The 25,129-nt window shown below is 59.3% G+C and carries 24 protein-coding genes; 10 read left to right on the forward strand and 14 right to left on the reverse strand.

What is annotated here, in order from left to right; all coding sequences use genetic code 11:
• Position 1 precedes the first annotated feature (1 nt).
• Both ACR0FE_RS20265 and ACR0FE_RS20270 read left to right on the forward strand, forming a co-directional pair.
• Positions 2-700, forward strand: a complete 699-nt coding sequence (locus tag ACR0FE_RS20265; RefSeq protein WP_480914886.1) for a glutathione S-transferase family protein — start codon at positions 2-4, stop codon at positions 698-700.
• Entirely contained in the window at positions 697-1,083 is a 387-nt protein-coding gene (locus ACR0FE_RS20270) for a DUF1801 domain-containing protein (protein WP_480914888.1), read from the forward strand. Before ACR0FE_RS20265 ends, ACR0FE_RS20270 begins: the two co-directional genes overlap by 4 nt.
• On the opposite strand, the gene rnr is transcribed toward ACR0FE_RS20270, so the two are convergent.
• The 3 genes from rnr to dapE are packed head-to-tail and all read right to left on the reverse strand — an operon-like array spanning position 1,074 to position 5,109.
• Entirely contained in the window at positions 1,074-3,332 is a 2,259-nt protein-coding gene (gene rnr, locus ACR0FE_RS20275) for a ribonuclease R (RefSeq protein WP_480914890.1), read from the reverse strand. The genes ACR0FE_RS20270 and rnr overlap by 10 nt on opposite strands.
• A 58-nt stretch (positions 3,333-3,390) precedes the next feature.
• Positions 3,391-3,966, reverse strand: a complete 576-nt coding sequence (locus ACR0FE_RS20280) for a TIGR04282 family arsenosugar biosynthesis glycosyltransferase (RefSeq protein WP_480904175.1) — start codon at positions 3,964-3,966, stop codon at positions 3,391-3,393.
• Positions 3,967-3,969: 3 nt separating this feature from the next.
• Positions 3,970-5,109, reverse strand: coding sequence for a succinyl-diaminopimelate desuccinylase (dapE, locus tag ACR0FE_RS20285; protein WP_480914892.1), 1,140 nt, complete (start codon positions 5,107-5,109; stop codon positions 3,970-3,972).
• A 208-nt stretch (positions 5,110-5,317) separates the two neighbouring features.
• On the opposite strand from dapE, the gene ACR0FE_RS20290 reads away from it, so the two are divergent.
• Positions 5,318-6,376, forward strand: coding sequence for a transporter substrate-binding domain-containing protein (locus ACR0FE_RS20290; RefSeq protein WP_170615643.1), 1,059 nt, complete (start codon positions 5,318-5,320; stop codon positions 6,374-6,376).
• Here the strand turns inward: ACR0FE_RS20290 and ACR0FE_RS20295 are convergent.
• The 9 genes from ACR0FE_RS20295 to ACR0FE_RS20335 are packed head-to-tail and all read right to left on the reverse strand — an operon-like array spanning position 6,373 to position 14,057.
• Entirely contained in the window at positions 6,373-6,717 is a 345-nt protein-coding gene (locus ACR0FE_RS20295; RefSeq protein WP_480914894.1) for a hypothetical protein, read from the reverse strand. The two genes, ACR0FE_RS20290 and ACR0FE_RS20295, sit on opposite strands and share 4 nt — an antisense overlap.
• Before the next feature lie 52 nt (positions 6,718-6,769).
• A complete protein-coding gene (locus tag ACR0FE_RS20300) occupies positions 6,770-7,612 on the reverse strand; it encodes a fumarylacetoacetate hydrolase family protein (RefSeq protein ID WP_480914896.1) in 843 nt (280 codons plus the stop codon).
• Between the two features lie 18 nt (positions 7,613-7,630).
• A complete protein-coding gene (locus tag ACR0FE_RS20305) occupies positions 7,631-8,386 on the reverse strand; it encodes an SDR family oxidoreductase (protein ID WP_170615637.1) in 756 nt (251 codons plus the stop codon).
• Between the two features lie 8 nt (positions 8,387-8,394).
• On the reverse strand, positions 8,395-9,897 hold the full coding sequence (locus ACR0FE_RS20310) for an aldehyde dehydrogenase (NADP(+)) (RefSeq protein WP_480914898.1): 1,503 nt from the start codon (positions 9,895-9,897) through the stop codon (positions 8,395-8,397).
• Between the two features lie 14 nt (positions 9,898-9,911).
• Positions 9,912-11,024, reverse strand: coding sequence for a fumarylacetoacetate hydrolase family protein (locus tag ACR0FE_RS20315; protein ID WP_480914900.1), 1,113 nt, complete (start codon positions 11,022-11,024; stop codon positions 9,912-9,914).
• 1 nt (position 11,025) lies between these two features.
• The gene (locus ACR0FE_RS20320; protein ID WP_321250382.1) at positions 11,026-11,856 is read right to left on the reverse strand and encodes an amidohydrolase family protein; all 831 of its coding nucleotides are present in this window, start codon (positions 11,854-11,856) and stop codon (positions 11,026-11,028) included.
• Entirely contained in the window at positions 11,853-12,281 is a 429-nt protein-coding gene (locus tag ACR0FE_RS20325) for an RbsD/FucU family protein (RefSeq protein ID WP_480914902.1), read from the reverse strand. Before ACR0FE_RS20325 ends, ACR0FE_RS20320 begins: the two co-directional genes overlap by 4 nt.
• Entirely contained in the window at positions 12,271-13,323 is a 1,053-nt protein-coding gene (locus ACR0FE_RS20330; RefSeq protein WP_480914904.1) for an aldo/keto reductase, read from the reverse strand. The genes ACR0FE_RS20325 and ACR0FE_RS20330 overlap by 11 nt, the downstream gene beginning before the upstream one ends.
• A complete protein-coding gene (locus ACR0FE_RS20335; protein WP_170615625.1) occupies positions 13,320-14,057 on the reverse strand; it encodes a GntR family transcriptional regulator in 738 nt (245 codons plus the stop codon). The genes ACR0FE_RS20330 and ACR0FE_RS20335 overlap by 4 nt, the downstream gene beginning before the upstream one ends.
• Positions 14,058-14,140: 83 nt before the next feature.
• Here ACR0FE_RS20335 and ACR0FE_RS20340 point away from each other — a divergent pair, with 83 nt between their 5' ends.
• Genes ACR0FE_RS20340 through ACR0FE_RS20355 form a run of 4 tightly spaced genes read left to right on the forward strand, consistent with a single transcriptional unit; the run spans position 14,141 to position 19,255 of the window.
• Positions 14,141-15,694 (forward strand): altronate dehydratase family protein, encoded by a 1,554-nt coding sequence (locus ACR0FE_RS20340; protein WP_170615623.1) that lies wholly within the window; start codon positions 14,141-14,143, stop codon positions 15,692-15,694.
• Positions 15,695-15,736: 42 nt separating this feature from the next.
• On the forward strand, positions 15,737-17,263 hold the full coding sequence (locus ACR0FE_RS20345; RefSeq protein WP_170619583.1) for a sugar ABC transporter ATP-binding protein: 1,527 nt from the start codon (positions 15,737-15,739) through the stop codon (positions 17,261-17,263).
• A complete protein-coding gene (locus ACR0FE_RS20350; RefSeq protein ID WP_480914907.1) occupies positions 17,260-18,267 on the forward strand; it encodes an ABC transporter permease in 1,008 nt (335 codons plus the stop codon). Before ACR0FE_RS20345 ends, ACR0FE_RS20350 begins: the two co-directional genes overlap by 4 nt.
• Positions 18,268-18,310: 43 nt before the next feature.
• Positions 18,311-19,255 carry an ABC transporter substrate-binding protein gene (locus ACR0FE_RS20355; protein ID WP_170681871.1) on the forward strand — a complete coding sequence of 315 codons (945 nt, stop codon included), beginning with the start codon at positions 18,311-18,313 and terminating at the stop codon, positions 19,253-19,255.
• 299 nt (positions 19,256-19,554) lie between these two features.
• Here ACR0FE_RS20355 and ACR0FE_RS20360 read toward each other — a convergent pair whose 3' ends face one another.
• Complete coding sequence (locus ACR0FE_RS20360; protein WP_480914909.1) at positions 19,555-21,132, reverse strand: DUF5928 domain-containing protein; 1,578 nt, start codon at positions 21,130-21,132, stop codon at positions 19,555-19,557.
• A gap of 143 nt (positions 21,133-21,275) precedes the next feature.
• On the opposite strand from ACR0FE_RS20360, the gene ACR0FE_RS20365 reads away from it, so the two are divergent.
• Positions 21,276-22,094, forward strand: a complete 819-nt coding sequence (locus ACR0FE_RS20365; protein ID WP_170805790.1) for a sulfotransferase family protein — start codon at positions 21,276-21,278, stop codon at positions 22,092-22,094.
• Positions 22,095-22,297: 203 nt separating this feature from the next.
• On the opposite strand, the gene ilvD is transcribed toward ACR0FE_RS20365, so the two are convergent.
• Positions 22,298-24,130 (reverse strand): dihydroxy-acid dehydratase, encoded by a 1,833-nt coding sequence (gene ilvD, locus ACR0FE_RS20370; RefSeq protein WP_170681874.1) that lies wholly within the window; start codon positions 24,128-24,130, stop codon positions 22,298-22,300.
• Positions 24,131-24,237: 107 nt separating this feature from the next.
• On the opposite strand from ilvD, the gene ACR0FE_RS20375 reads away from it, so the two are divergent.
• Both ACR0FE_RS20375 and ACR0FE_RS20380 read left to right on the forward strand, forming a co-directional pair.
• On the forward strand, positions 24,238-24,798 hold the full coding sequence (locus tag ACR0FE_RS20375) for an XRE family transcriptional regulator (protein WP_170681875.1): 561 nt from the start codon (positions 24,238-24,240) through the stop codon (positions 24,796-24,798).
• Positions 24,798-25,070 (forward strand): CBU_0592 family membrane protein, encoded by a 273-nt coding sequence (locus ACR0FE_RS20380; protein ID WP_170681876.1) that lies wholly within the window; start codon positions 24,798-24,800, stop codon positions 25,068-25,070. Before ACR0FE_RS20375 ends, ACR0FE_RS20380 begins: the two co-directional genes overlap by 1 nt.
• Positions 25,071-25,129: the final 59 nt, after the last annotated feature.

Here is a 25,129-nt window from a genome sequence, read left to right on the forward strand (position 1 = left end):
GATGCTGACCCTTCTGACCTTCCCATCCGCCTTTGGCCAATACAGTGCCAGCCCCTTTTGCGTGAAAACGGCTCTCATGCTGCAGCACTCCGGCCAGTCGTGGCAGCGGTCGGATCTGCTGGATCCCCGAAAGATGCCGCACCACAAGCTTCCGGTGTTGCGCACACCCGACCGACTGGTGCCGGACAGTGACCTGATCCGAGACTGGCTGGAGGCGCAGGGCGCCGAATTCGACCGGGGCCTGAGCGACATTCAAAAGGCGCAATCGCGTGCTTTGGTGCGAATGGCTGAAGAGCACTTGTATTTTCAGATCGTTCTGGATCGCTGGGGCAATGACGAGGTCTGGCCGATCCTACGAAACACGTTCTTTACCTCTGTACCGGCTTTGATCCGAAAGCCGGTTTCCAATGCCATCCGAAAATCCGTTCTGAAAGGATTGCAGGCGCAGGGGGTTGGCCGATTTTCGGTTGCTGAACGGATGGAACGGATCGAGCGGGATCTGGAATCCATCGCCGCATTTCTTTGGCAATCTCCGTTCCTGCTGGCGGAACACCCGACATCGGCGGATATGAGTGTTGGTCCAATTCTCGCGGCGATGCGGGCGACACCGGCGGACACTCCGCTGACGCGGCGGATAAAACAGGATAAACTGCTGAACAGCTATATTGACCGCATGGATCAGGCGATCCCACTGGCATGAGACCTTTTGACAACCCGGCAGTGGCAAAGGCTTTTGAGGAACTGCCCCAGGGCACTCGAAAGGGTGCCCTGATCCTGCGAGAGCTGGTCTTTGAGACCGCAAGCGATCTGGAAGCCGCGCAGCCGTTGGCTGAGGCGTTGCGCTGGGGCCAGCCTGCCTACCTGGCGCCCAAGGGATCAACGGTCCGGCTTGGTAGCCACAAGTCCGCCAGCTTCGCCCTGTTCGTGCATTGCCAGAGCCGGTTGATGGGCGATTTCACCTCGGCCTTTCCCGGTGAAGACCGGATCGATGGCAATCGGGCCGTGTTGTTCGATGACATTGACCAGATCGACGAAACCCGTCACGGTTGGCTGATCGCGCGGGCGCTGACTTATCACCTCTGACGGCGTTTGCGTTCGACCTTGCGCTTGATCTTGTCCTTCTTGCGCTTGGTACTGACCGCCTTGCGCCGGGTTGCCCGCTTTGCCGGCCCCCGTCCGCGCGGCAGGGCCTGATCGTCAATCGACAACAACTCCAGCTCCAGCCCGCCGGTCACAGGCGTCGCTTCAGTCAGACGAACAGTGACACGCTGACCTATGGCGATGATCAGGCCGGTGTCCGACCCCATCAGGGTTCCGGCCTCGCGGTCGAAATGGAAGAACTCCCGACCCAGTGAGCGCACCGGCACCAGCCCGTCCGCGCCGGTTTCATCCATCTTCACGAAGGCACCGAACCGGGCGATGCCGCTGATGCGACCGGTGAACTCACTGCCCACCCGCTCGCTGAGATAGGCGGCAAGATAGCGGTCGGTTGTGTCCCGTTCCGCCATCATCGAACGACGTTCGGTGTCCGAGATGTGGGTCGCGGTCTCTTCCAGGCGATCGATGTCATCCTCGGTCAACCCATCCTTGCCCCAGCCATGGGCCGAGATCAGCCCGCGATGCACGATCAGGTCGGAATAGCGACGGATGGGCGAAGTGAAATGCGCATAGTTCCGCAACGCCAAACCGAAGTGGCCGAAATTCTCAGGGTTATAATACGCCTGCGCCATAGACCTGAGGGTGGTGAGGTTGATCAGCTCCGCATCCTCGGTTCCGGCAGCGGCGTTTAGCAGCGCGTTCAGGTGGCGTGTCTGCAGCACCTGCCCCTTTGCCAGGTTGAGGCCCGCGGCCTGAGCCGTTTCGCGCAGGCTTTCCAGCTTTTCGGGGGCAGGTTCTTCATGCACCCGGAACAATAGCGGCTGGCGCTTGGCGATCAGCGTCTCGGCGGCGGCGACATTGGCGAGGATCATGAACTCCTCGATCAGTTTGTGTGCGTCCAGACGTTCGCGGAAGGCCACGCTCAGCACCTCGCCGGTGTCGCTGAGGACGATCTTGCGTTCGGGCAGGTCAAGTTCCAGTGGTTGCCGTACCGAGCGCGCCTTTTTCAGCGCGGTATACGCAGCATAGAGCGGTTTCAGAACCGGTTCCAACAGGGGGCCGGTACGGTCATTGGGATTACCGTCGATGGCCTCCTGCACTTCGGTGTAATTCAGCGAAGCAGCCGAGCGCATCAGCGCCCGAACGAAGCGGTGGCCGATCTTGTTGCCATCCGCGTCGATCTGCATTCGAACGGCGATACAGGCGCGCGGGACGCCTTCGTGCAGCGAACACAGATCACCCGACAAACGATCCGGCAGCATCGGCACCACACGGTCGGGGAAGTAACTGGAATTGCCGCGTTTGCGTGCCTCGCGATCCAATGCCGTACCTGGCTGCACATAAGCTGCCACGTCTGCAATCGCGACCCAGATGACATGGCCGCCAGGGTTCTTGGGATCGTCGTCGGCATGCGCATAGCAGGCGTCGTCATGGTCCCGTGCGTCCGACGGGTCGATGGTCAGCAACGGCATGTCCCGCAGGTCTTCGCGCCCTTTCAGGCCAACGGGTTTGGTCTTGTCAGCCTCATCAATCACCTTGTCCGGAAAATCATCAGGGATGCCGTGCTGATGGATGGCGATCAGCGACACGGCCTTGGGCGCAGACGGATCACCCAGCCGTTCCACGATCCGCGCACGGGGCAGGCCCATGCGGTTCTTTGGCCCGGCCTGCTCGGCCTCGACCAGTTCGCCGTCTTTGGCGCCCAGCACCGCGCCATCGTGAACCAGCCATTCGGTCTGGCCGGTCTTGTCGATGGGAACGATCCGCCCGCCCTCGGCCCCTTTGCGGAAGATGCCGACGATTTTGCGCGGGTTGGTTCCGATACGGCGGATCAGTCGCGCCTCGTAATTGTGGTCTTCCTCATGCACCACCGTCAGGCGGGCCAGGATGCGGTCCCCTTCGCCCAGCGCCGGATCGCTGGCGCGGGCAATGATCAGGACAATGGGTTCAACGCCTTCGCCATGCCATTCCAGCGGACGGGCAAACAGATCGCCATCCGCGTTCGGAGCCTTCACCTGCAACACACTGACCGGCGGCAACCGGTCTGGATCGCGATAGCTGCGCTTGCGCTTTTCCAGATGACCCTCGGCCTCTAGCTCCTTGAGGATACGCTTGAGGTCAATTCGGTCCGCGCCCTTGATGCCAAAGGCCTTGGCGATATCGCGTTTCGAGGTCAGGGTGGGGTTCGCCGAGATCCAGTCCAGGACCTCCTGCTTGGTGGGGATGCGAGTCATGAATTCGGCCTAGCACGGGGATGCGACCGCGTCATGACCAAAAAAGCAGTTGTGTGGATCAGGTTTGCAGATCTGCGACGGTATCCACGTCGTTCAGATAATCCAGCAGCGCGAAGCTGCGATCGGGGATCGAGGCGAGCGTGTCCGCCAGCGCGTGTTCCGTCGACCAACGCACGTTATTGAACAATCCGGGTGGCAGCGCCGCTACGCCTTGCGCACCAACCAGCCAGTACCCGCCATCTGTCGCAGGCCCAAATACCATTTGCGTCGCCCCCAGGGCGCGAAAGGCGCTTGCGATGTGGTTTCGGGTAATGCCCGGTATGTCGGCACCGATCAGGCAGACGGGCCCGTCCGGAGCGCTGCGTAACATCCGGGCCATGCGGACGCCCAGATCGCCTTGCCCTTGCGCGACGCGCGGCAAATCGGCGGGCCAGATCCGGCTGGCCAAACCCTCCCGATCGGGTGAAACGGCCAGCATGATCTGCCACCGAGGATCGCGCAGCCGCCGGATCAGAGCCCTTGCCTGATGCCGAAACCACCACGCTGCACCAACCATGCCGATATCCCGACCCAGTCGCGTCTTGACCCGACCCGGGCGTGGTTCCTTGATCATGATAATCAAAGTGCGTTGCATGGATCAGGCGAAGTAATCCCCGAGAATGCGCGTATAAATCGCCTTGAGCTGTTCGATTTGCGCGACTTCGACGCATTCGTCGACCTGATGCATGGTGCGCCCAACAAGCCCGAATTCGACCACCGGGCAATGGTTCTTGACGAAGCGCGCATCCGATGTACCGCCGGTTGTGGACAGCTCGGGAATGATTCCGGTTTCGGCTTCGATCGCGCGCGAAACCAGATCCGACAGGGGGCCCGGCGGTGTCAGAAAGCTTTCGCCGGAGATTTTGATGCGGGTATCGATTGTGACGCCAAACTCTTCGGCAACCCGGTCCGCTTCGGCGTGCAGCCAGTCGCTCAGGCTTTGCCCGGAATGAAGGTCGTTGAAGCGGATGTTCACTGCCCCACGACATTGCGCGGGGATCACGTTCGTGGCCGGATTTCCGGTATCGATTGTGACGACCGCAAGGGTCGACGCATCGAAATGGTCCGAGCCCTGATCCAGCTGGTGGCTGGCCAGCCGGTCCATCAGCCGAGCGATGGCGGGCACCGGGTTCTTCGCGCGATGAGGATAGGCCGAATGGCCTTGTACCCCACTGACAGTGAACCATGCGGTCATCGAGCCGCGCCGCCCGATCTTGATCATATCACCCATGCGGTTCGGGCAGGTGGGTTCGCCAACCAGACAGACCGACATACGTTCGTCCGCAGCGTCCATGTAATCCAGCAATGCGGTTGTGCCGTCCAGCGCATCGGCTTCCTCATCCCCGGTGATGGTCAGGATGATGGCTCCGTCCGGCGGAGTGTCCCGTACAAAATCAATGGCTGCGGCTGCAAACGCAGCGACGCCCGACTTCATGTCCGTGGCGCCCCGGCCATACATGACCCCGTCGCGTATTTCGGCCCCAAAGGGCGGCATGGTCCATGCTGCCTCATCACCTACAGGAACGACGTCGGTATGCCCGTTGAAGCCGAAGCTGCGCGCATGGCCCTTGCTGCCCCAGCGCGCAAACAGATTGCTGATCCCGCCGCGATCCGCGCGGGTGCATTCAAAGCCCGCGTCCGACAGGACTTTCTGCAAAAGAACCAGCGCGCCGCCTTCCTCGGGTGTGACCGATGGGCAACGGATCAGGTCTGCCGTCAATTGTACCGGGTCTGTCATCGCGGGCCTCTTGTCTGTATTGCTGGGCAGGTTCGTGCACAGATTCAACGAATTGGCCCGATTGCCAACCCCAGGGCGCAAATTTTCCACCTGTTTTGCCCACGCATGTCTGGTTGAGACGTCCGGAAAACATGGCGCTTTACCCCGCTATCACCTTGCCGCCCGGTCCAAAACTAAGCTAGAGGGCCGCGAAACAGGTATCTTGTCGATGAAACGCCTATTCTTCGCAGTGGTCTGCCTGACTTTCGCCGTTCTTGCACAGCAAAGCCAGGCGCAATCGCTTACGGTCTCGACCGTAACACGCCCCCCGTTTTCCTATGTCGAGGACGGGGACCAGAGCGGTTTTTCCATGGACTTGCTGGAAGCCCTGTCCAGCGCGCTGGGCTGGGAGTATTCGGTCAACCGGCTGGATGCCTTTGGGGACATGCTGAATTCGGTGCAGGACGGGACAGCCGATCTTGCGATCGCCAATATCTCGATCACCGCGTCACGCGAAACGAGTATGGATTTCAGCCAGCCGATTTTCGAATCCGGTTTGCAGATCATGGTTCCGTCCGAAGCAATGCGCCGGCCATCCCTGCTGCAGGCGCTGTTGTCGCGCGAACTGTTCATAGCGATCGGGCTGGCTTTTGCGATCCTGCTGGGCGGCGGGATGCTGATGTGGAGTTTCGAACGACGTGCGCAACCCTATTTTGACCGCAAGCTGAACGAGGCATGGTTCCCGTCTTTCTGGTGGGCATTGAACCTGGTGGTCAATGGCGGCTTCGAAGAACGCATGCCCCGGACGCCTTTTGGCCGTTTGCTGGGGGTCATTCTGGTTGTTTCTTCGCTGTTCATCGTGTCCGTTTTCACGGCCCGGATTACATCGGTCATGACAGTGGACGCGATCACCGGCAGCGTAAACTCGGTCAACGACCTCTATGGCAAGCAGGTGGGCACGATCTCGGGCTCGACCGCCGCCAACTTTCTGAACCGTCGCGAAATTGAGTTTACCGGCTATCCCGGACTGGAAGAGATGCTGACATCCTTCGAGAAAGAGGAACTGGACGCGGTCGTCTTCGATGCACCGATCCTGTCCTATTACGCTGCGCATGAAGGCCGGAAAATCGCCTCGGTGACAGGCGGAATTTTCCTGCGCGAAACCTATGGGATCGCCTTTCCGACCGGCTCGCCTTTGGTCGAGGAAGTCAACCAGGCGCTGCTGTCCCTGCGTGAAGACGGCACGTATTCCGAAATCTACCGTAAATGGTTCGGGGCGCGGAACTAGGACTGTTCCGGATCCCCGAAAAACGGCGTTATCTGCGCGACGATGACCGCGTTTTCATCCAGCGCCCGTTGCATCAGAGCACGTTCGTCGGAATCGATGTCATGGCCCTGCGCCTCACGCTCGGCCAGTGTGCCATAGCCGGTAACATCCAGCGGAGCGGTATCGGCCTGTTTCAGAATCGCCACGGTTTCCCGTACCGCTTCCGCCTCGTCCACGCCGCTGGCAAAACACATCAGTGCGGCACCGGTCGCGCCCTCGGGCAGACCGTCACCTTCTTTCCGTCCGATCTGAACCAGCAGCGTATAGACCTGCTGGCGAGAGGGTTTCTTTTGCTTGTCCATATCCGGGCCTTAGCGCCGCACCCGGACATGGTCAAGTTCACGGTTGCCCGGATCAGCCAGCAACGACGTTCTGTTTCTGCACGCCCAGACCTTCGATGCCCAGTTCGATTTTGTCACCGGGCTTCAGATAGGTCTGCGGTGTCTGACCCATCCCGACACCCGGCGGTGTTCCGGTGGCGATCACATCGCCCGGCTGCAGGGACATGAACTGGGAAAGGTACGAAACTACTGTCGCAACGGCGAAATGCATCGTCCGGGTCGATCCGTGCTGATGACGATGCCCGTTCACCTCAAGAAACATTGCCATGTTTTGCGGGTCCGAAACCTCGTCCCGCGTCACCAACCACGGGCCAATCGGACCAAACGTATCCGCCGACTTGCCCTTGACCCACTGGCCCGAGCGATGAAGTTGGAAATCGCGTTCAGACAGGTCGTTGATCACGCAATAGCCCGCCACATGGTCTAACGCTTCGGCTTCTGACACGTATTTTGCGGCTTTGCCGATAACCACGCCCAGTTCGACCTCCCAATCGGTTTTGACCGATCCGCGCGGGATTTCCACGGTGTCATTCGGCCCCATGATGGCCGAGGTTGCCTTGAAAAAGACGACTGGCTCCTGCGGCAGTTCCATACCGCTTTCGTCAGCATGGTCGGCATAGTTCAGGCCAATGCAGATAAACTTTCCGACCTGCCCGACACATGCACCGATCCGGGTATTCGCATCGGCTTGCGGCAATTGAGCGGGGTCCAGCGCGCGGAGTTTTTGCAGGCTCTCATCGCCCAGCGTTTCGCCGGCAATGTCATCCACAACCCCCGACAGGTCCCGAATTACTCCGGTATCATCCAGAAGGCCCGGTTTTTCCTGACCGACAGGCCCAAAGCGCAGAAGTTTCATCCTGTTTCCCTCATTCGTTCAGATCGTCCAGCCGCCATCGATGGCAAAGGGCTGTCCGGTGGTGTATTTGCTGGCGTCGCTGGCCAGGTAGAGTGCGAGTTCCGCGATCTCTTCGGCGGTTCCGATGCGCCCCATGGGCTGGCGCGCGATGAAATCCGTCATCGCCTTCTGATAGTCGCCGGTTTCGCGCAGCCGGTCATGCAGAGAGGGGCTGTCCACAGTCCCCGGACAGATCGCGTTGCAGCGAACCCCTTGCGTGACGAAATCCGCCGCGACCGATTTGGTCAGACCAATGACGGCCGCTTTCGAGGCGCAATAGGCAAAGCGGTTCGGCACGCCCTTGATCGACGAGGCAACCGACGACATGTTGATGATCGAGCCGCCGCCGTTTTCCAGCATGTTCGGCAAGATCAGCCGGGTCAGCCGATACATGGCCTTGACGTTCAGGTCGAAACTGAAATCCCAGTCGCGGTCCTCGCATTCCAGAATGGACCCGTTTGCAACATAGCCCGCGCAATTGAACAGCACGCCCAGTGCCGGCAAGTCCGCGACAGCGGCCTGCACAGCATTGGCATCCGTCACATCCAGTTGCAGCGTGGTCACGCCCGCTGTTCCATCAAGCGAGGCCAACGCGTCAGAGTTGATGTCGCATGCAATGACCTGCGCCCCTTCGGCGGCAAAAAGTTCGACTGACGCTCGGCCGATGCCTTGGCCTGCCGCTGTGACCAGGGCGGTTTTCCCGGCCAGTCGCGCTGGTGTTCCTTCGTTCGGCATACCGGACCTCATCCCTGTTCCGGCAGCAATTCGGCCGGGATATTCTGATAGCAAACGGGACGCAGGAAGCGCCGGATCGAAAGAGTTCCCACAGAAGTTGCACCGAAGTTGGTCGAGGCCGGGTAGGGCCCGCCATGCACCATCGCGTCGCAAACTTCGACCCCGGTGGGGAACCCGTTGGCCAGAATGCGCCCGGCTTTTCGCTCCAGCAGAGGCAGGAGCGAACCGGCATCCTGCGCGTCGCCCGCATCCATGTGAACGGTGCAGGTCAACTGGCCTTCGATCGTACGGGCGATATCGCGCATTTCGCTGATATCCTGAACGCGCACGATGATGCCGAGCGGGCCAAACACCTCTTCCTGCAATCGATGGTCCGATTGCCAGTCTTTGCCGGAAACACTGAACAGCCAGGGTCTGGCCGAGCGTGTCTCACAGCTTTTGCCCAGGATCCGGGTAACACCGTTGCAGGCCGCCACGCGATCTGACCCTTGCCGGTATGCGTTCGCGATTCCGTCGGTCAGCATAGTTTGGGCAGCAACCTCCTGCAGCGCAGCTGCTGTGGCCGCTTCCAGTGCGTCGGCATCCGGGCCATCGATCACCACGGCGATGCCGGGATTTGTGCAAAACTGACCTGCACCCATGGTGAGCGAACCGGCCCAGCCCACACCGATCTCCGCGGCGCGGGCAGCTGCCGCCTGAGGCAGGATAAACATCGGGTTGACCGACCCGAGTTCTCCGAAGAACGGAATAGGCTCGTCCCGTTGCGCGCACAGATCGAACAGCGCCCGCCCCCCGGCCAGGCTGCCGGTGAAGCCAACTGCGCGGATCAATGGGTGCCGAACCAGCCGTTCACCGACTTCACGTGTGTCACCCTGAACCAGCGAGAAGACACCCGGGTGGACCCCGCAAGCCTTGACGGCGGCGTCGATGGCCTGTGCGACGATCTCGCCAGTGCCCGGATGTGCCGGGTGCCCCTTGACGACAACCGGGCATCCGGCGGCCAGCGCCGCGGCGGTGTCACCGCCCGCAACCGAAAACGCCAGCGGGAAATTGGAGGCCCCGAATACGGCAACCGGACCCAGAGGGCGCTGTATCATCCACAGGTCCGGGCGCGGCAGGGGCGCGCGGTCGGGCATAGCTGGGTCATGGCGCATGTCCAGATAGTCACCCTGAAGGATGTAATCGGCGAACAGGCGCAACTGTCCCACTGTCCGCCCGCGCTCTCCTTGCAGGCGGGCTGCGGGAAGGCCGGTTTCCTGGCTGCCAATTTCGGTGATTGCATCCCCCCGGGCATCGATTTCGTCGGCGACCCGGCGTAACAGCTCTGCCCGTTCGGCGCGCGAGGACCAGCCGTAGGTTGCAAACGCCTCTTCGGCGGCGTCGACGGCGGCGTCGACGTGAGATGCCGTTCCCGCCGCAAAGTCATGGGCGGGGCCTTCTGCAGGCTGCGAAGCAAAGACAGTGTCCGCGCCAATCCATTCGCCAGCGATCAGGTGTTTTCCGGTGAGCATATTGTGGTTCTTTCTTACAGCAGGCCGCGCCGGGCCAGGTTTCGCATCAGATGGGACGCCCCGAAACGCCATTCGGGGCACTCAGTCGCCAGACGCACTGTGTTGGTCAGTGTGCCCAGCTTTTCACTGGCGATGGTTACAACGTCTCCCAGCTTGTGTGTAAACCCTCCTCCGGGTGTTTCCCGATCCTGCGTCGGGGCGAACAGGGTCCCGAGGAACAGCATCAGGCCGTCCGGATACTGGTGATGCCGCCCGATCGTCTGGCAAACAAGATCTGCAGGATCGCGGCTGATCTGGGACATGGAGGAGCTTCCGTTCAGGTTGAAACCGTCCGGACCGTTTACAGTCAGTGTCAGTTCGGCCTGTCGCACATCGTCCAGCGAATAATGGTCATCGAACAGCCGGATCAGCGGACCGATCGCGCAGGACGCATTGTTGTCCTTGGCCTTGCTCAGCAACAAGGCCGAGCGCCCCTCGACGTCGCGCAGATTGACGTCATTGCCCAATGTCGCACCCATGATCACGCCTTGCGAATTCACGGCAAGCACGATTTCGGGTTCTGGGTTGTTCCATTCCGAAACCGGGTGCAGGCCAATCTCGGCCCCGTACCCAACCGACGACAGGACCTGTGCCTTGGAAAAGACCTCGGCGTCGGGTCCGATGCCCACCTCAAGGTACTGGCTCCACAAACCTTCTTCGATCAGGGCTTGTTTTGCCTTTGCAGCTGCGTCCGATCCGGGGACGATATCGCCTAGTTTCTTGCCGATGCGGACACCGATCCGGTTGCGAATGCTGTCGGCACGGGCCGGGTCGCCACCGGCCTTTTCTTCGATCACGCGTTCGACCATTGAGCCGGCAAAGGTGACGCCGCAGGCTTTGACGGCCTGCAGATCACAAGGGGCAAGCCAGGCAAATGTATCGCGGGCAGGGTCCAGCACCTCACCGTCGGCAGTGCGGACATATTCCGCCGCATCTTCGCGTTCGAGGACATCCCGGACCGTGGGCGCGGTTCTTGATGTGATGTCCATCAGGCTTTCGCCGCGCAAGGTGACAACGCACGGTCCAATGCCGGCCCGTTCGACACGACCCAGCCACACTCCGTCGCGGTCAAATTCAGACAGGTTCATTTCAATCCCTCAGGCTGTAGGCGCGCAGCGCATTGCCGCCCAGAATTGCCGAACGTTCTTCAGGGGTCAGACCCGAAAGCAGTATGTCGGTAACCTCGACCCAACGTTCATAGCTGCTGGCAAGAGTGCAAACCGGCCAGTCGCTGCCCCAGATCAGGCGTTCGGGTCCGAACACGTTCAGCAGATGATCCACGACAGGGCGCAGGTCGCCGATGTCCCAGTCGGGCTGCGCTTCGGTCACAAGTCCGGACAGCTTGCAAAACGCATGGCTGTTGCTGGCGATTGCGGTAATGTCATCGGCCCAGTCAGATAGCTGACCGTCCCGGATTGCCGGTTTTGATGCGTGATCCACAATAACCCGCATCTGCGGGTATCTGGCCAGCAAACGGCGCAACGGCCCAAGATGCTTGGGCAAGGTCAGCGCATCAAAGGTCAGTTCGTGAGCGATGAGCGCCGCAAAGGCCGGGTGCAGAGATTCTCGCAGCATCCATTCAGGATCTTCGATGTCCTGAATCATCGGGCGCAAACCGACGAGGATTAGGTTCTCTGCCAGCGCTGCGATCTGCTGCGAGGCGTCTGGTGCTTCGAAGTCAACCCAGCCCACGACGCCTTTGACAAAGGAAGTTTTGTCCGCCAACGACAACATGAACTCAGTTTCGGCAACTGTCGGGGCAGCCTGAACCAGAACAGTGCCATCGATTCCGGCTCGCTCAATCAGGGGCAGCAGATCGGCGGGCAGAAAATCCCTGTAGATCGGCCCGATCTCGGCTGTCAGCCAGCCGTAATCACCCCGATCCAGAGACCAGAAATGCTGATGAGCATCAATTCTCATCCAATCACGCCTTTTTTCAGGATGATGTTGCCATAAAGCCTGCGTTCGCCGGTCTGGACGATGGCGAAAGCTTGGGATGCGCGTTCATAGAATGCAAAGCGCTCAAGGCTTTGTATTTCGACGGGGTTGTCGGCTGTCTGGTGAATGATGGATTGAAAGTCGGCCACCGCTTCGGGGATCGCCTCGGGGTTTCCCACCACCTGCATGGTCAGGGCGGGGTCGGGGACAAAATTATCCAGCGGCATGACCGAGAGAACGGCCCGAAGTATATCACCGGCCGAGGATCCATCCGCCCTCAGGCATTCGGGGCCTACGCTGGAGCCGGGAAAATTGGCGTCAGCGATAACGATGTCATCCCCGTGACCCATGGATCGCAAGGCATGTAGTAGGTCAGGGGAAAGCAGTGGATCGATGTTACGCAGCATGGGCCGTCTCCGATGGCAGGGGGGCATCCGCGCGGATCAGGCCTTCGGATTTCAGGTCCGACCACAGCGAAGCGGGAATATTGCGCTCCAGCAAGGCGACATTCGCATTCACCTCGGCCGCACTGACCGCCCCGGGTACAACAGTTTTGACACATGGATGCCCAAGAACGAACTGCAGGGCGGCCGCAATCAACGGAGTGCCGTGAGCGTCACACACGGCCTCGATTTTGCGCACTTTGTCCATGATGTCCGGTGGCGCATCCACGTAATTGTACTTTGCTCCGGGAACCGCGCCGGTCGCCAGAATGCCCGAGTTGTAGGGACCGCCCAGAATGATGCCGACATCGCGCTTTTCGCAAAGCGGCAGAAAGCTGTCCAGCGCCTCCTGTTCCAGCAGCGTGTATCGTCCTGCCAGAAGGAAGCCGTCGAAATCCCCCAGACCCAGCAATTTCTCGCACACCTGCCATTCATTGACCCCGGCGCCGATCGCGGCGATTTCGCCCACCTCACGCAATTCAGTCAGTGCGCGGTAGCCGCCGCCGTCAAAAAGCTCTCGGACCTTCGCGTCGGATGCTTCCTGACTGCCCTGGCTGAAAACGCAAACATCATGCACCAGGAGAATGTCGGCATTGGCGACACCGATCCGTTCGCGGCTGGCTTCGTAGGATCGCATGACACCGTCATAGGTGTAGTCGAATACGATTCGTTTCCGGGGAACATCCACGAAAGCTTCGGGTGTGACCTCGTGCGGTTCGCAGTCCACAAGAAGGCGCCCGATCTTTGTGGAAAGCTGAATGTTGTCACGTCCAAAGACCGGGATGGCCTCTCCGAAGCGCTGTTCAGACCGGCCCAGCCCGTATTGCGGGGCGGTGTCAAAGAAGCGGATCCCGGCATCGAAGGCCGCATGCAACGCGGCCTGTGCGTCGGCATCGGACACCTTGCGATAGAGGTTTCCCAATGGTGCGCCTCCGAAACCCATGCGGGTCAAAGGAACAGGGCGTGAAGTTCGGTTGTTGAGGAGTTCGGTCTGAGAAACGGTCATCCTGCCTCTCGCTCTGGGTGGGAGCTGATGTTGAACAGGTGCGGCTTTTCGCGTTCCAGAACCTCGATGCGCGGCATCAACTGTCCCAGGTGATGGCGCATCGCCTCCTGTGCGGCTTGTTCGTTGCGGTCCTGGACCGCGTCGAATATCGCGCGGTGTTCCTGCAGCGTTTCCGCAACGCGGCCCGGGGTGGGCAACAGCAGCATGCGTGCACGGCTGACCTGCAGCGAAACCGTTTGCGCCACATCCGGCAGCCGGACAAAGCCGGTAAAGGCCATCAGCAGGGCGTGAAATTCCTCGTCGGCCTGGTAGAACCCGGGGATGTCCTCATCCTCGATCAGCAGTTCCTGCAGCCGCATGTTGCGACTCAGGCGCTTGCGCTGGTCTTCGGTAAAATCGCGGGCGACCTTGGCGACGGTAGCCAGTTCAAGGGCTTCGCGCAGAAAGACGCCCTCGCGGATTTCCGACATCGAGAAATAGGATACCCGCGTCCCCGATTGCGGAACCACATCCACCAGCCCTTCGGCCGCCAGCCGGGCAATCGCCTCGGCCACGGGCGCACGCGAGACACCAAGCCGCTCACAGATCGGCGCCTTTTTCAGATTTGCGCCCGGCAGGAAATCCAAGGACAGGATAGCCTGCTTGATCGCAAGATAAACACGGTGTGCCAGCGAGCCTTCTGTCACGGCAATTTCAGGCAGCAAGGTTGCGTCGATGTCTTGAGGTCGGTTCATGATTTTCGATCTAGCATACTAACATGTTAGTTGACAAGTGTGGGTTCGCTCATTAGCAATTTGTGCAGGCAAGTGGGAAAACAATGCAAGCACAGCAGAAAAACAAGGGCCTTCAGGGCAAGACGCAGGACACCGTCAGGCTGAACCCGGATGACAATGTGGTCATTGCGCTGCGGGATCTTTCGGCTGGCGACTGCCCGACAGGAGTGCCTGCGCCTTTGCCGGGTTCAATCGGGCGCGGTCACAAGATTGCCGTGGTGCATATCCCCGCAGGAGCGAATGTCATCCGGTATGGCCAGATCATCGGGCAGGCCAAGTCAGATATTGCGCCGGGCGCGCATGTCCATGTCCACAACCTTGGGATGGGAGAGCATCAGCAGGACTATGCGCATGCGTCTGCCTGCGTGCCATTGCCCGAAATACATCGCACCCGGACCTTTCAGGGGTTTCACCGGGCGGACGGTAAAGTGGGCACGCGTAATTACATCGGCATTTTGACCACCGTAAACTGTTCCGGCTCGGTCGCGCGTTTCATTTCCGAGGCGGCCGAGAAATCGGGCCTTCTGGATGCTTACCCCAACGTCGACGGCATTGTGCCGATTGTTCATGGCACCGGTTGCGGAATGTCCGGCAAGAACGAAGGCTATGCCGCCCTGTTCCGCACATTGGCAGGCTATGCGCAGCACCCGAATTTTGGTGGCATTCTTCTGATCGGTCTGGGCTGCGAAGTCATGCAGGTGTCCGATCTTGTCGGGGGGCGTCCGATCCGGCCCGATGGCGCGCTCCGCTACATGACGATCCAGAACGAAGGCGGCACGCGCCGAACCATCGAGCGGGGCCTGGAAGAGCTGCGCGGAATTGCCGAACTGGCCAATCAGGCGACCCGGCAACCCGCGCCCGTCAGTGCAATCACCGTCGGAATGCAATGCGGCGGTTCAGACGGGTATTCCGGCATCACGGCAAACCCGGCGCTTGGCTACGCCTCGGACCTGCTGGTTCGGCACGGTGGCACGACCATTCTGTCGGAGACGTCCGAAATCTACGGTGCGGAACATCTTTTGACCCGTCGTGCCGAAACCGTCGAAGTTGGAGAAAAGCTGATCGCCCGCATCCGCTGGTGGGAGGACTACACCGAACGAAACGGCGGCGAGATGGACAACAACCCCAGCCCCGGCAACAAGCGCGGCGGGCTGACGACGATTCTGGAAAAATCGCTGGGTGCGGTCGCCAAGGGCGGTACGGCGCCTCTGCGCGATGTGTACGAGTTTGGCCAGATCGTCGACAAACACGGGTTTGTTTTCATGGACAGTCCGGGGTTTGATCCCTGCTCGGTCACAGGTCAGGTGGCGTCAGGGTCGAACCTGATTGTGTTCACCACCGGGCGCGGCTCGGTTTCCGGCTATCAGCCGACACCCTGCATCAAGCTGGCCACCAATTCCGAAATGTATGCCCGCATGTCCGACGACATGGACCTGAACTGCGGCGACATCGTCACCGAGGGCGTCAGCATCGAAGCCAAGGGCGAGGAACTGTTCGAGATTCTGATCCGCGTCGCATCGGGCGAACAGACGAAAAGCGAGCAGCTTGGCTTCGGAGGGGTCGAGTTTGTTCCGTGGCAGATCGGAGCGGTGATGTGAACCGGATGCGACACGGGGACTGAGGGACAAATGGGAGGAGAAATGACGAAACTGGTCGAAATGACGGGGATTGAAAAACACTTCCCCGGCGTGCACGCGCTGAAATCCGTGCAGTTCGATCTGGTGCCCGGCGAGGTTCACGCGCTGATGGGCGAGAACGGCGCCGGGAAAAGCACGCTGATGAAAATCCTTTCAGGCATTTATCAGCGCGATGGTGGGTTATTGTCGGTCGAAGGCCGGGTCGTCAGTCCGCAATCCCCGCGTCAGGCGCAGGATCTGGGGATCGGCATTATTCATCAGGAGCTGAGCCTGATGAACGACCTGACTGTGGCGCAGAACATCTTTATCGGCCGCGAGCCGCGCAAAAGCTTTGGTCGACTGGACGATGCGGCGCTGAATGCACAGACAGCCGACATCTTTGCTTCGATGAACCTGGGGCTCGACCCAAGGGCGCTGGTCGGCGGCCTGACCATCGCCAAGCAACAGATGGTCGAGATTGCCAAGGCTCTGTCCTACCGCTCGAAAGTGCTGATCATGGATGAACCAACGGCGGCGTTGAACGATGCAGAGATTGCCGAACTCTTTGTAATCATTCGGCGCCTCAAGGCCGAAGGCGTGGGCATCGTCTATATCAGCCACAAAATGGACGAACTGAAACAGATCGCCGACAGGGTAACGGTGATGCGTGACGGCGAATATGTCGGTACGGTCGGTGCTGCCGAAACCCCGATCAGCCAGATCATCGCGATGATGGTGGGTCGCGAGGTCAAGGAAGAACCGCTGGAAGTACCCGATCTGGCCGGGGCCGAAGTTTCGCTTGAGATCAGCAACCTGTCACGGGGCGTTGAAATTCAGGGTGTCAGCTTCTCGGTCCAGAAGGGTGAGATACTGGGATTTGCGGGTCTGATGGGGGCGGGCCGGACCGAGGTGGCGCGAGCCATATTTGGAGCGGACCCGAAAGACAGTGGTGAAATCCGGGTGCACGGACAATCCGTCTCGATCAGATCCCCCAGGGATGCGGTGCGGGCCGGGATCGGATACCTTTCCGAGGATCGCAAGCACTTCGGCCTCGCTACCGGCATGAACGTACGGGACAATATCGCGCTGGCTTCGATGGATCTTTTCACCGGGACAGGCGGCGTTCTGAACGACAGTGAAATCGGCACCGCCGCCAAAAGCTACATCAATCAACTGGGCATCCGGACGCCATCCGACGTTCAGGAAGTGCGGCTGTTGTCAGGGGGCAACCAGCAAAAGGTTGTCATTGCCAAATGGTTGCTGCGGGATTGCGATATTCTGATCTTTGACGAGCCGACGCGCGGCATCGATGTCGGCGCAAAATCGGAAATCTACAAGCTGCTGGAAGAGCTGGCAGAACAAGGCAAAACCATCATCGTGATCTCATCCGAACTGCCCGAGATCATGCGGCTGAGCCATCGCATCGCCGTGATGTGCGAGGGCCGGCTGACCGGCATCCTGCCCGGCGGAAAAGACACCACTCAGGAAGACATCATGCATCTGGCCACCCAACGCAAGGCGGCGATGCAGGTTACAGGGACAGTGCAATGACCACAGCAACGGATCTCGACAAGAAAAAGCCACTTGCGGGCCTGTCAGAAGGCGGCGCGTACCAGAAGCTGCTGGCCTTCGCCAGTCTGATCGCCCTGCTGATCGGCTTCTCGATCGCATCGCCCAACTTCATGCAGACCTCGAACATGATTGCCATTCTGCAGGCAACGTCGGTCAACGGAGTGTTGGCGGTGGCAGCGACATTGGTGATCATTACCGGCGGTATTGACCTGTCGGTGGGCACGCTGATGACGTTTTGCGCAGTCATCGCGGGTGTGGTTTTGACTTATCTGGGCATGCCATTGCTGCTGGGTGTGGCTGCGGCCATCGCGGCCGGTGCGTTTTGCGGGCTGTGCTCGGGCACATTCGTGGCGAAGATGAAAATCCCGCCCTTCATCGCCACGCTGGGTATGATGCTGATCCTGAAGGGTCTGTCACTGGTGATTTCCGGCACGCGGCCGATCTATTTCAATGACACACCTGGTTTCGACCAGATCTCGCGCGGGTCGCTGATCGGTGAGGTCATTCCGGCGCTGCCGATCCCCAACGGCGTTCTGATCCTGTTTCTCGTGGCCATCGCCGCCTCGTACATCTTGGGGCGCACCGTTCTGGGCCGTTATACTTTTGCGCTGGGCTCGAACGAAGAGGCAGTGCGCCTGTCCGGTGTAAACACCGACATGTGGAAAATGCGCATCTATGCGCTGGCCGGTGCGATCTGCGGCATTGCGGGAATCCTGATCGCCTCGCGGCTGAATTCGGCGCAACCGGCATTGGGTCTTGGGTACGAGCTGGAGGCGATTGCAGCCGTGGTGATCGGCGGCACATCCCTGTCCGGCGGGCGCGGCACCATCCTGGGCACGCTGATCGGCGCACTGATCATGGCGGTTCTGACCAATGGTCTGCGGGTGCTGTCGGTCGCGCAGGAATGGCAGACCGTCGTGACCGGAGCAATCATCATCCTTGCCGTCTATGCCGACATGGCCCGGCGCAAGAAAACCGGCTGATCATTCCAAAAAACGAAAAAACGACCAACTGGAGGAGAAAATCATGTTTACACGTCGTTTCATTCTGGGGGCGCTCAGTGCTGCCAGCCTTTCCGTTCCGGCCTCGATGGCCGTGGCCGAGGAGGTCTATATCCCGCTGGTGTCCAAAGGGTTCCAGCACCAGTTCTGGCAGGCCGTGAAGGCCGGTGCCGAGCAAGCGGCGAACGAATACAATGTCACCATCACGTTCGAAGGGCCTGACAACGAAACCATGGTGGATCGCCAGATCGATATGCTGGCCGCTGCGCTGGCCAACAACCCCAAGGCCATCGGCTTTGCCGCGCTGGACAGCCAGGCGGCGATCCCGCTGCTGAAACAAGCCAATGACAAGGGCATTCCGATCATCGCATTCGACAGCGGGGTAGACAGTGACATTCCGGTGTCCACTGCGACCACAGACAATCTGGCTGCTGCGGGTCTGGCCGCTGACAAGATGGCTGAAATGCTGGGTGGCAAAGGAAAGGTTGCCGTCGTGGCCCATGACCAGACCAGCCGCACGGGCATCGACCGTCGCGATGGGTTCGTCAATCGCATTGCCGAGAAGTATCCCGATATCGAGGTCGTAACCGTTCAGTACGGACAGGGCGACCATCTGAAATCCACCGAGGTCACAAAGGCGATCCTGACAGCCAATCCAGATCTGAACGGCATTTTCGGAACCAACGAAGGATCGGCGATTGGCGTTGTGAACGGTGTGCAGGAACTAGGCACCGAAGGTCTGGTCATTATTGGCTATGACAGCGGCAAAGCCCAGAAGGACGCGATCAAGAGCGGCCTGATGGCAGGGGCCATTACCCAGAACCCCGTCGGTATCGGATACGAAACGGTAAAGGCGGCGGTGGCCGCGTCAAAGGGTGAAAGTGTACCAGCCCTGATTGATACCGGGTTCTACTACTATGACGCGTCCAATATGGAAGATCCGGCAATCGCCGCCGTATTGTACGACTAAGTCTAAACGCCCCAAAAAAAGCCCGCCGTTCGGTGGGCTTTTTTCTTCGATGGCAACGCACCGAATAGACACCAAGGCTCAGAAGGATCTGCGCATCGAATAATCCCAGCGCGGTGCGTTTCAATATTGAGTTTGATGTGGACTGTTTCGGCTACGTGCTATCGGGGTCAGCAGGTCTCCGGCGAAAAAGTTGGCTGACATTTTCTGCAACAAAAGGAAACCGGGCGTGGGTGCGATTGATTGATTGCCTGAAGACCTGTCTCGACGTCACCCGGATACGGTCGTCAAGCTGCCGTGGCTCAGTCCAGAAACAGATAGTCCAACTGCATAACTGACCGCGCCTTTTCTCGCGAAATCCTCAGAAACGCGGCGATCGCCGCTTCGTTTTCTTCGCGTTCGGCGGATTCGCGAAGGCGAAAATGGCCCTCAAGCCCTGCACCGCGGATCAGTTCGGATTCGTAAGCCAATGAGTTTCTGAGCGCGGGCAACAGGTGGGCGACCCGCTGCGCCGGCGTGTTTTCCCCGGCCAGTCCGACCCGGCGGGCGTGGCCGATCAGGTACTCATCCGAGTAATCGCATTCGATCTCCAGAACATGCGTCCGGGCCTGATCCGCACAAAAATCCTGAATGATCTCAAGGTTTGCCGGGTCCACGCAAAGGACCAGCCTGTCAGTTTCAAAGCATTCGAAAAGCATGCGCACCACGGCGCGCCGATGACGGCCCCGTTTGACCAGGGTGGTTTCAATACCTCCCAGGTCCGGCAATGGCGAATCCTGTTCGTTGAACAGGTATTCAACGCAGGGAATGTCTGTTTCCGACATGATCTGATCGACCAGCCGCTTGGCGACGTGCCACTTCTTGCAGGCGATCAGGTAGATTTCGCGTCCGGGATCCAGCGTGTTTCCAGCTTCCCAAAAACGCGGGGCATAACGCCGGCCAACCCGCCCGCGCCCGGCCAGAAAGTCATAAAGGCTGCGCCCTTCATTCGAAATCTGGAAGTCAATGCCGTCGCTGGCATAGAGCCTGCCCAGTCTTTCCTTGAGCTCAAGCGCTTCGGGGCTGATCTTGCGGGCGAACAGATAATCCTGACCTAGCAGCATGTCATAATGGTCGTTATAGAACGTCACCGGCATACCGTAATCCGAGAACATCAGAAAGGTCAGCGTCCGGTTTTCGATTTCCTGTCTTGGGATCAGATGGCGAACAAGCGTTTGAAAAAAGGTCTCGTCGGGAATCCAGGTTGTCGCGAAGAACCGGACAACATCGCGTCTCTGGCGCAGGAAATCCAGGATCTTTTCCACGGTCTGGCGTCGCAGGCACCACCATTGGCTACCGATCATGACCTGCAGGTCTTGCGGTATTTCACGGGTCAGGCCCATACGTTTTTGTATTTCGTATGACGCATAGAACCGCCCGCTTTGCGTACGTTCATTGAAATAGTGTCGATAGATCAGCCGGTCCTCCTTCATGCCGGTCTTGATCCAGTTGCTTTCGAAAAAGTCGTGGCTTTCGATGAAATCCAAATCGTTGCGGTTCAGGAAATCGTGAACGTATTCGGCTGTCTTGATCGCCATGCAGTCGCCTGACAGCATGTAGAAATGCGTTGCGCGCGGAAAACTTTCGACCGCTGCCGAAAGCGCGTGGAGCGTTGCCTCAACCAGCGACCAGGCACCCCAGCCGCATTTGATCCGTTTGACCGCGAATGCGACGTTCGGGTTGTCCTTCAGGGCCGTTTGTATTCTGGCGTAATCTTCAGCCTTTGCACGCGCATCGAAATGGATCGCTATGCAGTCACCGGCCGCAGTCAGTTGCCGGGCCTGCGCGATGATCGCGTCGGGGTCTTTGTGGCACAGCAAAATATAGGCAATCTTTGCCATCTGAGTTACGCGATTTCCGTTTTTGCCTGTTCGCAACCGTGATACTGAGGATGAGCGATTGAATAAACAGAATTTTTTTGCTTCTTTGGGGTCCAAAGCCGACGCGTCAATCTGAGACCCGATCGGATAAGGAGGCACAGCAGATGGGTTTTCCCGGCACCTGGATGACCGAAAGTGAAAGCATGGTTTACCGTGTTGTGCCCAAATGTGCCTGCTCGACCATCGGGCAGATCATGTATTATTCCGATCATGGCAGGTTCTTTGATGGCGACATACATGATGCCAAAGATGGCATGCATAAATGGGCTTTTGGCCCGAGTCAGGACCCGATTTCAACCAATGTCCGCTCGCACGCATCTTACTCCTTTACCTGCGTGCGCAACCCGTACACCCGCGTTCTGAGCTCGTTTTTCGACAAGATCTGCGGCATTCAGCGCAATGGGAAACGGTATCGCGGCAACCTTGTGCCGACGCTGGTGTACAATTACGGCATCGAGGTTGGCGGCGACGACGGCAAGGGAGAGTTCGACCAGATCGCCAGCTTTCGCCGGTTCCTGCTTTTTGCGCGTGATACGATTCGCTGGCGGCGCCCGATGGATCCGGACATTCACTGGTCGGCGATGTCCGGGCATGTCTCGACTTTCATCGTGAATGGCGGGCGGTATGACCGGATTTTCTGGACCGAACGTTTCAACGACGGGATGCAGGATGTTCTGGATCACATCCAGACCCCTCACGCCATAGCATTGTCGGATATTCCGCGGTTCAACGAATCCGAAGGACACGGGCCCAAGCGCGCGCATCCGGTCGAGGCTTATTTCGACGACCTGTCGATGCATCTGGTCTATGAGATCTACAAACAGGATTTCGATCTATTCAAATACGATTTCGAAAACCCGGCAAACAAGATGCCGATCGGTGAAATCGATCTGGACGAGGTTCACGCCAAACTTGGTGATTGACCAAACCGCAAACGCTCCTGCCCATCGTCAGTGCTTCTTGCGAAACACCTCCTTTGGTTGGGCCCGGCGCCGCGCAATGCACGGCGGCGCGCCCAAGTCCGAACGTGGCATCGGCAACGCCGATGGTGCGATTGGGCGCGGGAGCTTTTGTTAAGTAGGCAGACCCGCCGGTTCTTCGCGAAAAGAACCGGTCCGTTTCGGGGTCAAACCTGGCGAACGGCCCCTTTGGCTGCACTGGTGGTCAGTTTCGCGTAGGCTTTCAGCGCGGTTGAAACTTTGCGTTTGCGCGGCTGCGTGGGCACCCAGCCTTTCTCGTCCTGTTCCTCGCGACGGGCGGCAAGTTCTTCGTCCGACACGGCCAGATGGATGGAGCGGTTTGGAATGTCGATCTCGATTGTATCGCCGTTCTGCACCAGGCCGATCTCGCCGCCCTCGGCGGCTTCAGGCGAGACGTGACCGATGGACAACCCCGACGTGCCGCCCGAGAAGCGCCCGTCTGTCAGCAATGCGCAGGCTTTGCCCAGACCTTTGGATTTCAGATACGAAGTCGGGTAGAGCATTTCCTGCATCCCCGGCCCGCCCCGCGGACCTTCGTAGCGGATGACCACCACGTCACCTTCCTTGACCTTGCCGGTGAGGATATCGTTCACCGCCTGATCCTGGCTTTCGCAGACATAGGCCGACCCGGTGAACTTCAGGATGTTTGCATCCACCCCGGCAGTTTTCACGATGCAGCCGTCGCGCGCGATGTTTCCGAACAGAACCGCCAGACCGCCGTCCTGGCTGAACGCATGTTCTTTCGAGCGGATCACACCACCTTCGCGGTCGGTGTCCAGCTCCTTGTACCGGTTCGACTGGCTGAATGCCTGGGTGGTGCGCACGCCGCCGGGGGCAGCCTTGAACAGCTCCTGCGCCTTGGGGTTGTTGGCGATCTTGATGTCCCAATTGGCAATCGCTTCACCCATCGTGGCGGAATGGACCGTGCTGCATTCTTCGTGCAACAGGCCTGCACGGCTCAACTCGCCCAGGATCGAGAAGATGCCGCCAGCGCGGTGAACGTCTTCCATATGCACATTCTCGGTGTTGGGCGCGACCTTGCACAAACACGGCACCTTGCGGCTGAGGCGATCCATGTCGGACATGGTGAAATGAACCTCGCCCTCATGCGCGATAGCCAGCAAGTGCAAAACAGTGTTGGTGGACCCACCCATCGCGATATCCAGACTCATGGCATTTTCGAACGCGTCGAACGTGGCGATTTCGCGGGGAAGGAAGCCTTTTTCGTCCAGATCGTAATGCCGCTTGGTGATCTCGACGATGCGGCGGCCGGCTTCCAGGAACAAATCCTTGCGATCAGCATGCGTCGCCAGGGTCGAGCCGTTACCCGGCAACGCCAAACCCAGCGCCTCGGCCAGGCAATTCATCGAGTTCGCGGTGAACATGCCCGAACACGACCCGCAGGTCGGGCAGGCGTTTTCCTCGATGTGCTGAACCTGTTCGTCGGTGTACTTGTCGTCCGCGGCGGCAACCATCGCGTCCACGAGGTCGATTTTCTTGACGTCCAGATCCGCGATGTCGATCTTGCCGGCCTCCATCGGTCCACCTGAGACAAAGATCGCCGGGATGTTCAGGCGCATCGCAGCCATCAGCATGCCGGGGGTGATCTTGTCGCAGTTCGAGATGCAGACCATCGCATCTGCACAATGGGCGTTGACCATGTATTCAACCGAATCCGCGATCACCTCGCGCGAGGGCAGCGAATAGAGCATGCCGTCATGGCCCATGGCGATGCCGTCATCTACCGCGATGGTGTTGAACTCTTTCGCAACACCGCCTGCGGCCTCGACCTCGCGCGCAACCATCTGGCCCAGATCCTTCAGGTGCACATGCCCGGGCACGAATTGGGTGAACGAATTGACGATGGCGATGATCGGTTTGCCAAAATCGTCATCCTCCATGCCAGTGGCGCGCCACAAGCCGCGTGCGCCCGCCATGTTGCGGCCATGAGTGGAGGTTCTGGATCGGTACAATGGCATGATGCTGTTTCCCTGTTGCCTCGGGTTGCATAGATCGGGTTTCGTGCGTTATAGCGCACGTATCACATGTGCGCTATAACGCACAAGAGGATTCGCGGGACGCTGACATGAACTCTGACGATATTACACTGAAGCTGAGGGATGTGCGCGCAGCATCCGGCCTCAGCCTGTCCAAAGTGGCCGAAATGACAGGCGTCAGCAAAGCAATGTTGGGTCAGATCGAACGCGGCGAATCCAGCCCGACGATCGCTACGCTCTGGAAAATCGCCAAAGGGTTTCAAGTGCCGCTGAGTGCTCTGATCGACACGGCGATCGGCGATCCATCCGTCTTTCAGACGGTCACGTTTCCCGGCAGTATAGAGGTCAAGATCGTGTTCCCTTTCGATCCCGCATTGGGGGCTGAGACATTCCACGTCAATCTGAACCCGAACCAGAGCCACGAATCGCCTGGACATGCGGTTGGTGTTACCGAGGAAGTCTTTGTTCTGGGCGGAACACTTGAAATTCTGCGTGGTGAGGAATGGGTGCCCTTACATGCCGGACAGGGATTGCGTTTTGCAGCCGACGTGCCTCATGGGTATCGCGCGGGGGCGCAGGGTGCTGCGTTTTTGAATATGCACCATTACGGACAGCTCTCTGACAATTCTGAAAACGGCATGGCTCATTGATGACCGATATTCTGAACACCCTCACGATCGTGGATGCAATCGGTTCGTTTGGCGCCTTGATCGTGGTCGCCGCGTATTTCGCAACGCAAATGCGAATGATGAATTCCGACGATCTGGCCTTTCCGGTGATCAACCTTCTGGGCTCGGTGCTGATCGTCTATTCTCTGGTGCACAATTTCAATCTGGCTTCGATGCTGATCGAAGGGTTCTGGATTTTGATCAGTTTCATCGGAATTATTCAGCATTTTCGCCTGCGCCGCGCGGCGGAATAGCCCTATCCAGCCTTGAACCCCTATGCTGCCGGGTATAGGGAAAAATCAAGCTCGCTCAG

It is taken from the genome of Ruegeria sp. K7, assembly GCF_056531785.1.

Coding starts and splice junctions, on each gene's coding strand:
- ACR0FE_RS20330 (WP_480914904.1), bottom strand. CDS start 13,323: ATGACCGTTTCTCAGACCGAACTCCTCAACAACCGAACTTCACGCCCT.
- ACR0FE_RS20345 (WP_170619583.1), top strand. CDS start 15,737: ATGACGAAACTGGTCGAAATGACGGGGATTGAAAAACACTTCCCCGGC.
- ilvD (WP_170681874.1), bottom strand. CDS start 24,130: ATGCCATTGTACCGATCCAGAACCTCCACTCATGGCCGCAACATGGCG.
- rnr (WP_480914890.1), bottom strand. CDS start 3,332: ATGACTCGCATCCCCACCAAGCAGGAGGTCCTGGACTGGATCTCGGCG.
- ACR0FE_RS20290 (WP_170615643.1), top strand. CDS start 5,318: ATGAAACGCCTATTCTTCGCAGTGGTCTGCCTGACTTTCGCCGTTCTT.
- ACR0FE_RS20350 (WP_480914907.1), top strand. CDS start 17,260: ATGACCACAGCAACGGATCTCGACAAGAAAAAGCCACTTGCGGGCCTG.
- ACR0FE_RS20355 (WP_170681871.1), top strand. CDS start 18,311: ATGTTTACACGTCGTTTCATTCTGGGGGCGCTCAGTGCTGCCAGCCTT.
- ACR0FE_RS20305 (WP_170615637.1), bottom strand. CDS start 8,386: ATGCCGAACGAAGGAACACCAGCGCGACTGGCCGGGAAAACCGCCCTG.
- ACR0FE_RS20315 (WP_480914900.1), bottom strand. CDS start 11,024: ATGAACCTGTCTGAATTTGACCGCGACGGAGTGTGGCTGGGTCGTGTC.
- ACR0FE_RS20340 (WP_170615623.1), top strand. CDS start 14,141: ATGCAAGCACAGCAGAAAAACAAGGGCCTTCAGGGCAAGACGCAGGAC.
- ACR0FE_RS20265 (WP_480914886.1), top strand. CDS start 2: ATGCTGACCCTTCTGACCTTCCCATCCGCCTTTGGCCAATACAGTGCC.
- ACR0FE_RS20335 (WP_170615625.1), bottom strand. CDS start 14,057: ATGAACCGACCTCAAGACATCGACGCAACCTTGCTGCCTGAAATTGCC.
- ACR0FE_RS20295 (WP_480914894.1), bottom strand. CDS start 6,717: ATGGACAAGCAAAAGAAACCCTCTCGCCAGCAGGTCTATACGCTGCTG.
- ACR0FE_RS20325 (WP_480914902.1), bottom strand. CDS start 12,281: ATGCTGCGTAACATCGATCCACTGCTTTCCCCTGACCTACTACATGCC.
- ACR0FE_RS20270 (WP_480914888.1), top strand. CDS start 697: ATGAGACCTTTTGACAACCCGGCAGTGGCAAAGGCTTTTGAGGAACTG.
- ACR0FE_RS20360 (WP_480914909.1), bottom strand. CDS start 21,132: ATGGCAAAGATTGCCTATATTTTGCTGTGCCACAAAGACCCCGACGCG.
- ACR0FE_RS20375 (WP_170681875.1), top strand. CDS start 24,238: ATGAACTCTGACGATATTACACTGAAGCTGAGGGATGTGCGCGCAGCA.
- ACR0FE_RS20320 (WP_321250382.1), bottom strand. CDS start 11,856: ATGAGAATTGATGCTCATCAGCATTTCTGGTCTCTGGATCGGGGTGAT.
- ACR0FE_RS20300 (WP_480914896.1), bottom strand. CDS start 7,612: ATGAAACTTCTGCGCTTTGGGCCTGTCGGTCAGGAAAAACCGGGCCTT.
- ACR0FE_RS20280 (WP_480904175.1), bottom strand. CDS start 3,966: ATGCAACGCACTTTGATTATCATGATCAAGGAACCACGCCCGGGTCGG.
- ACR0FE_RS20365 (WP_170805790.1), top strand. CDS start 21,276: ATGGGTTTTCCCGGCACCTGGATGACCGAAAGTGAAAGCATGGTTTAC.
- ACR0FE_RS20310 (WP_480914898.1), bottom strand. CDS start 9,897: ATGCTCACCGGAAAACACCTGATCGCTGGCGAATGGATTGGCGCGGAC.
- dapE (WP_480914892.1), bottom strand. CDS start 5,109: ATGACAGACCCGGTACAATTGACGGCAGACCTGATCCGTTGCCCATCG.
- ACR0FE_RS20380 (WP_170681876.1), top strand. CDS start 24,798: ATGACCGATATTCTGAACACCCTCACGATCGTGGATGCAATCGGTTCG.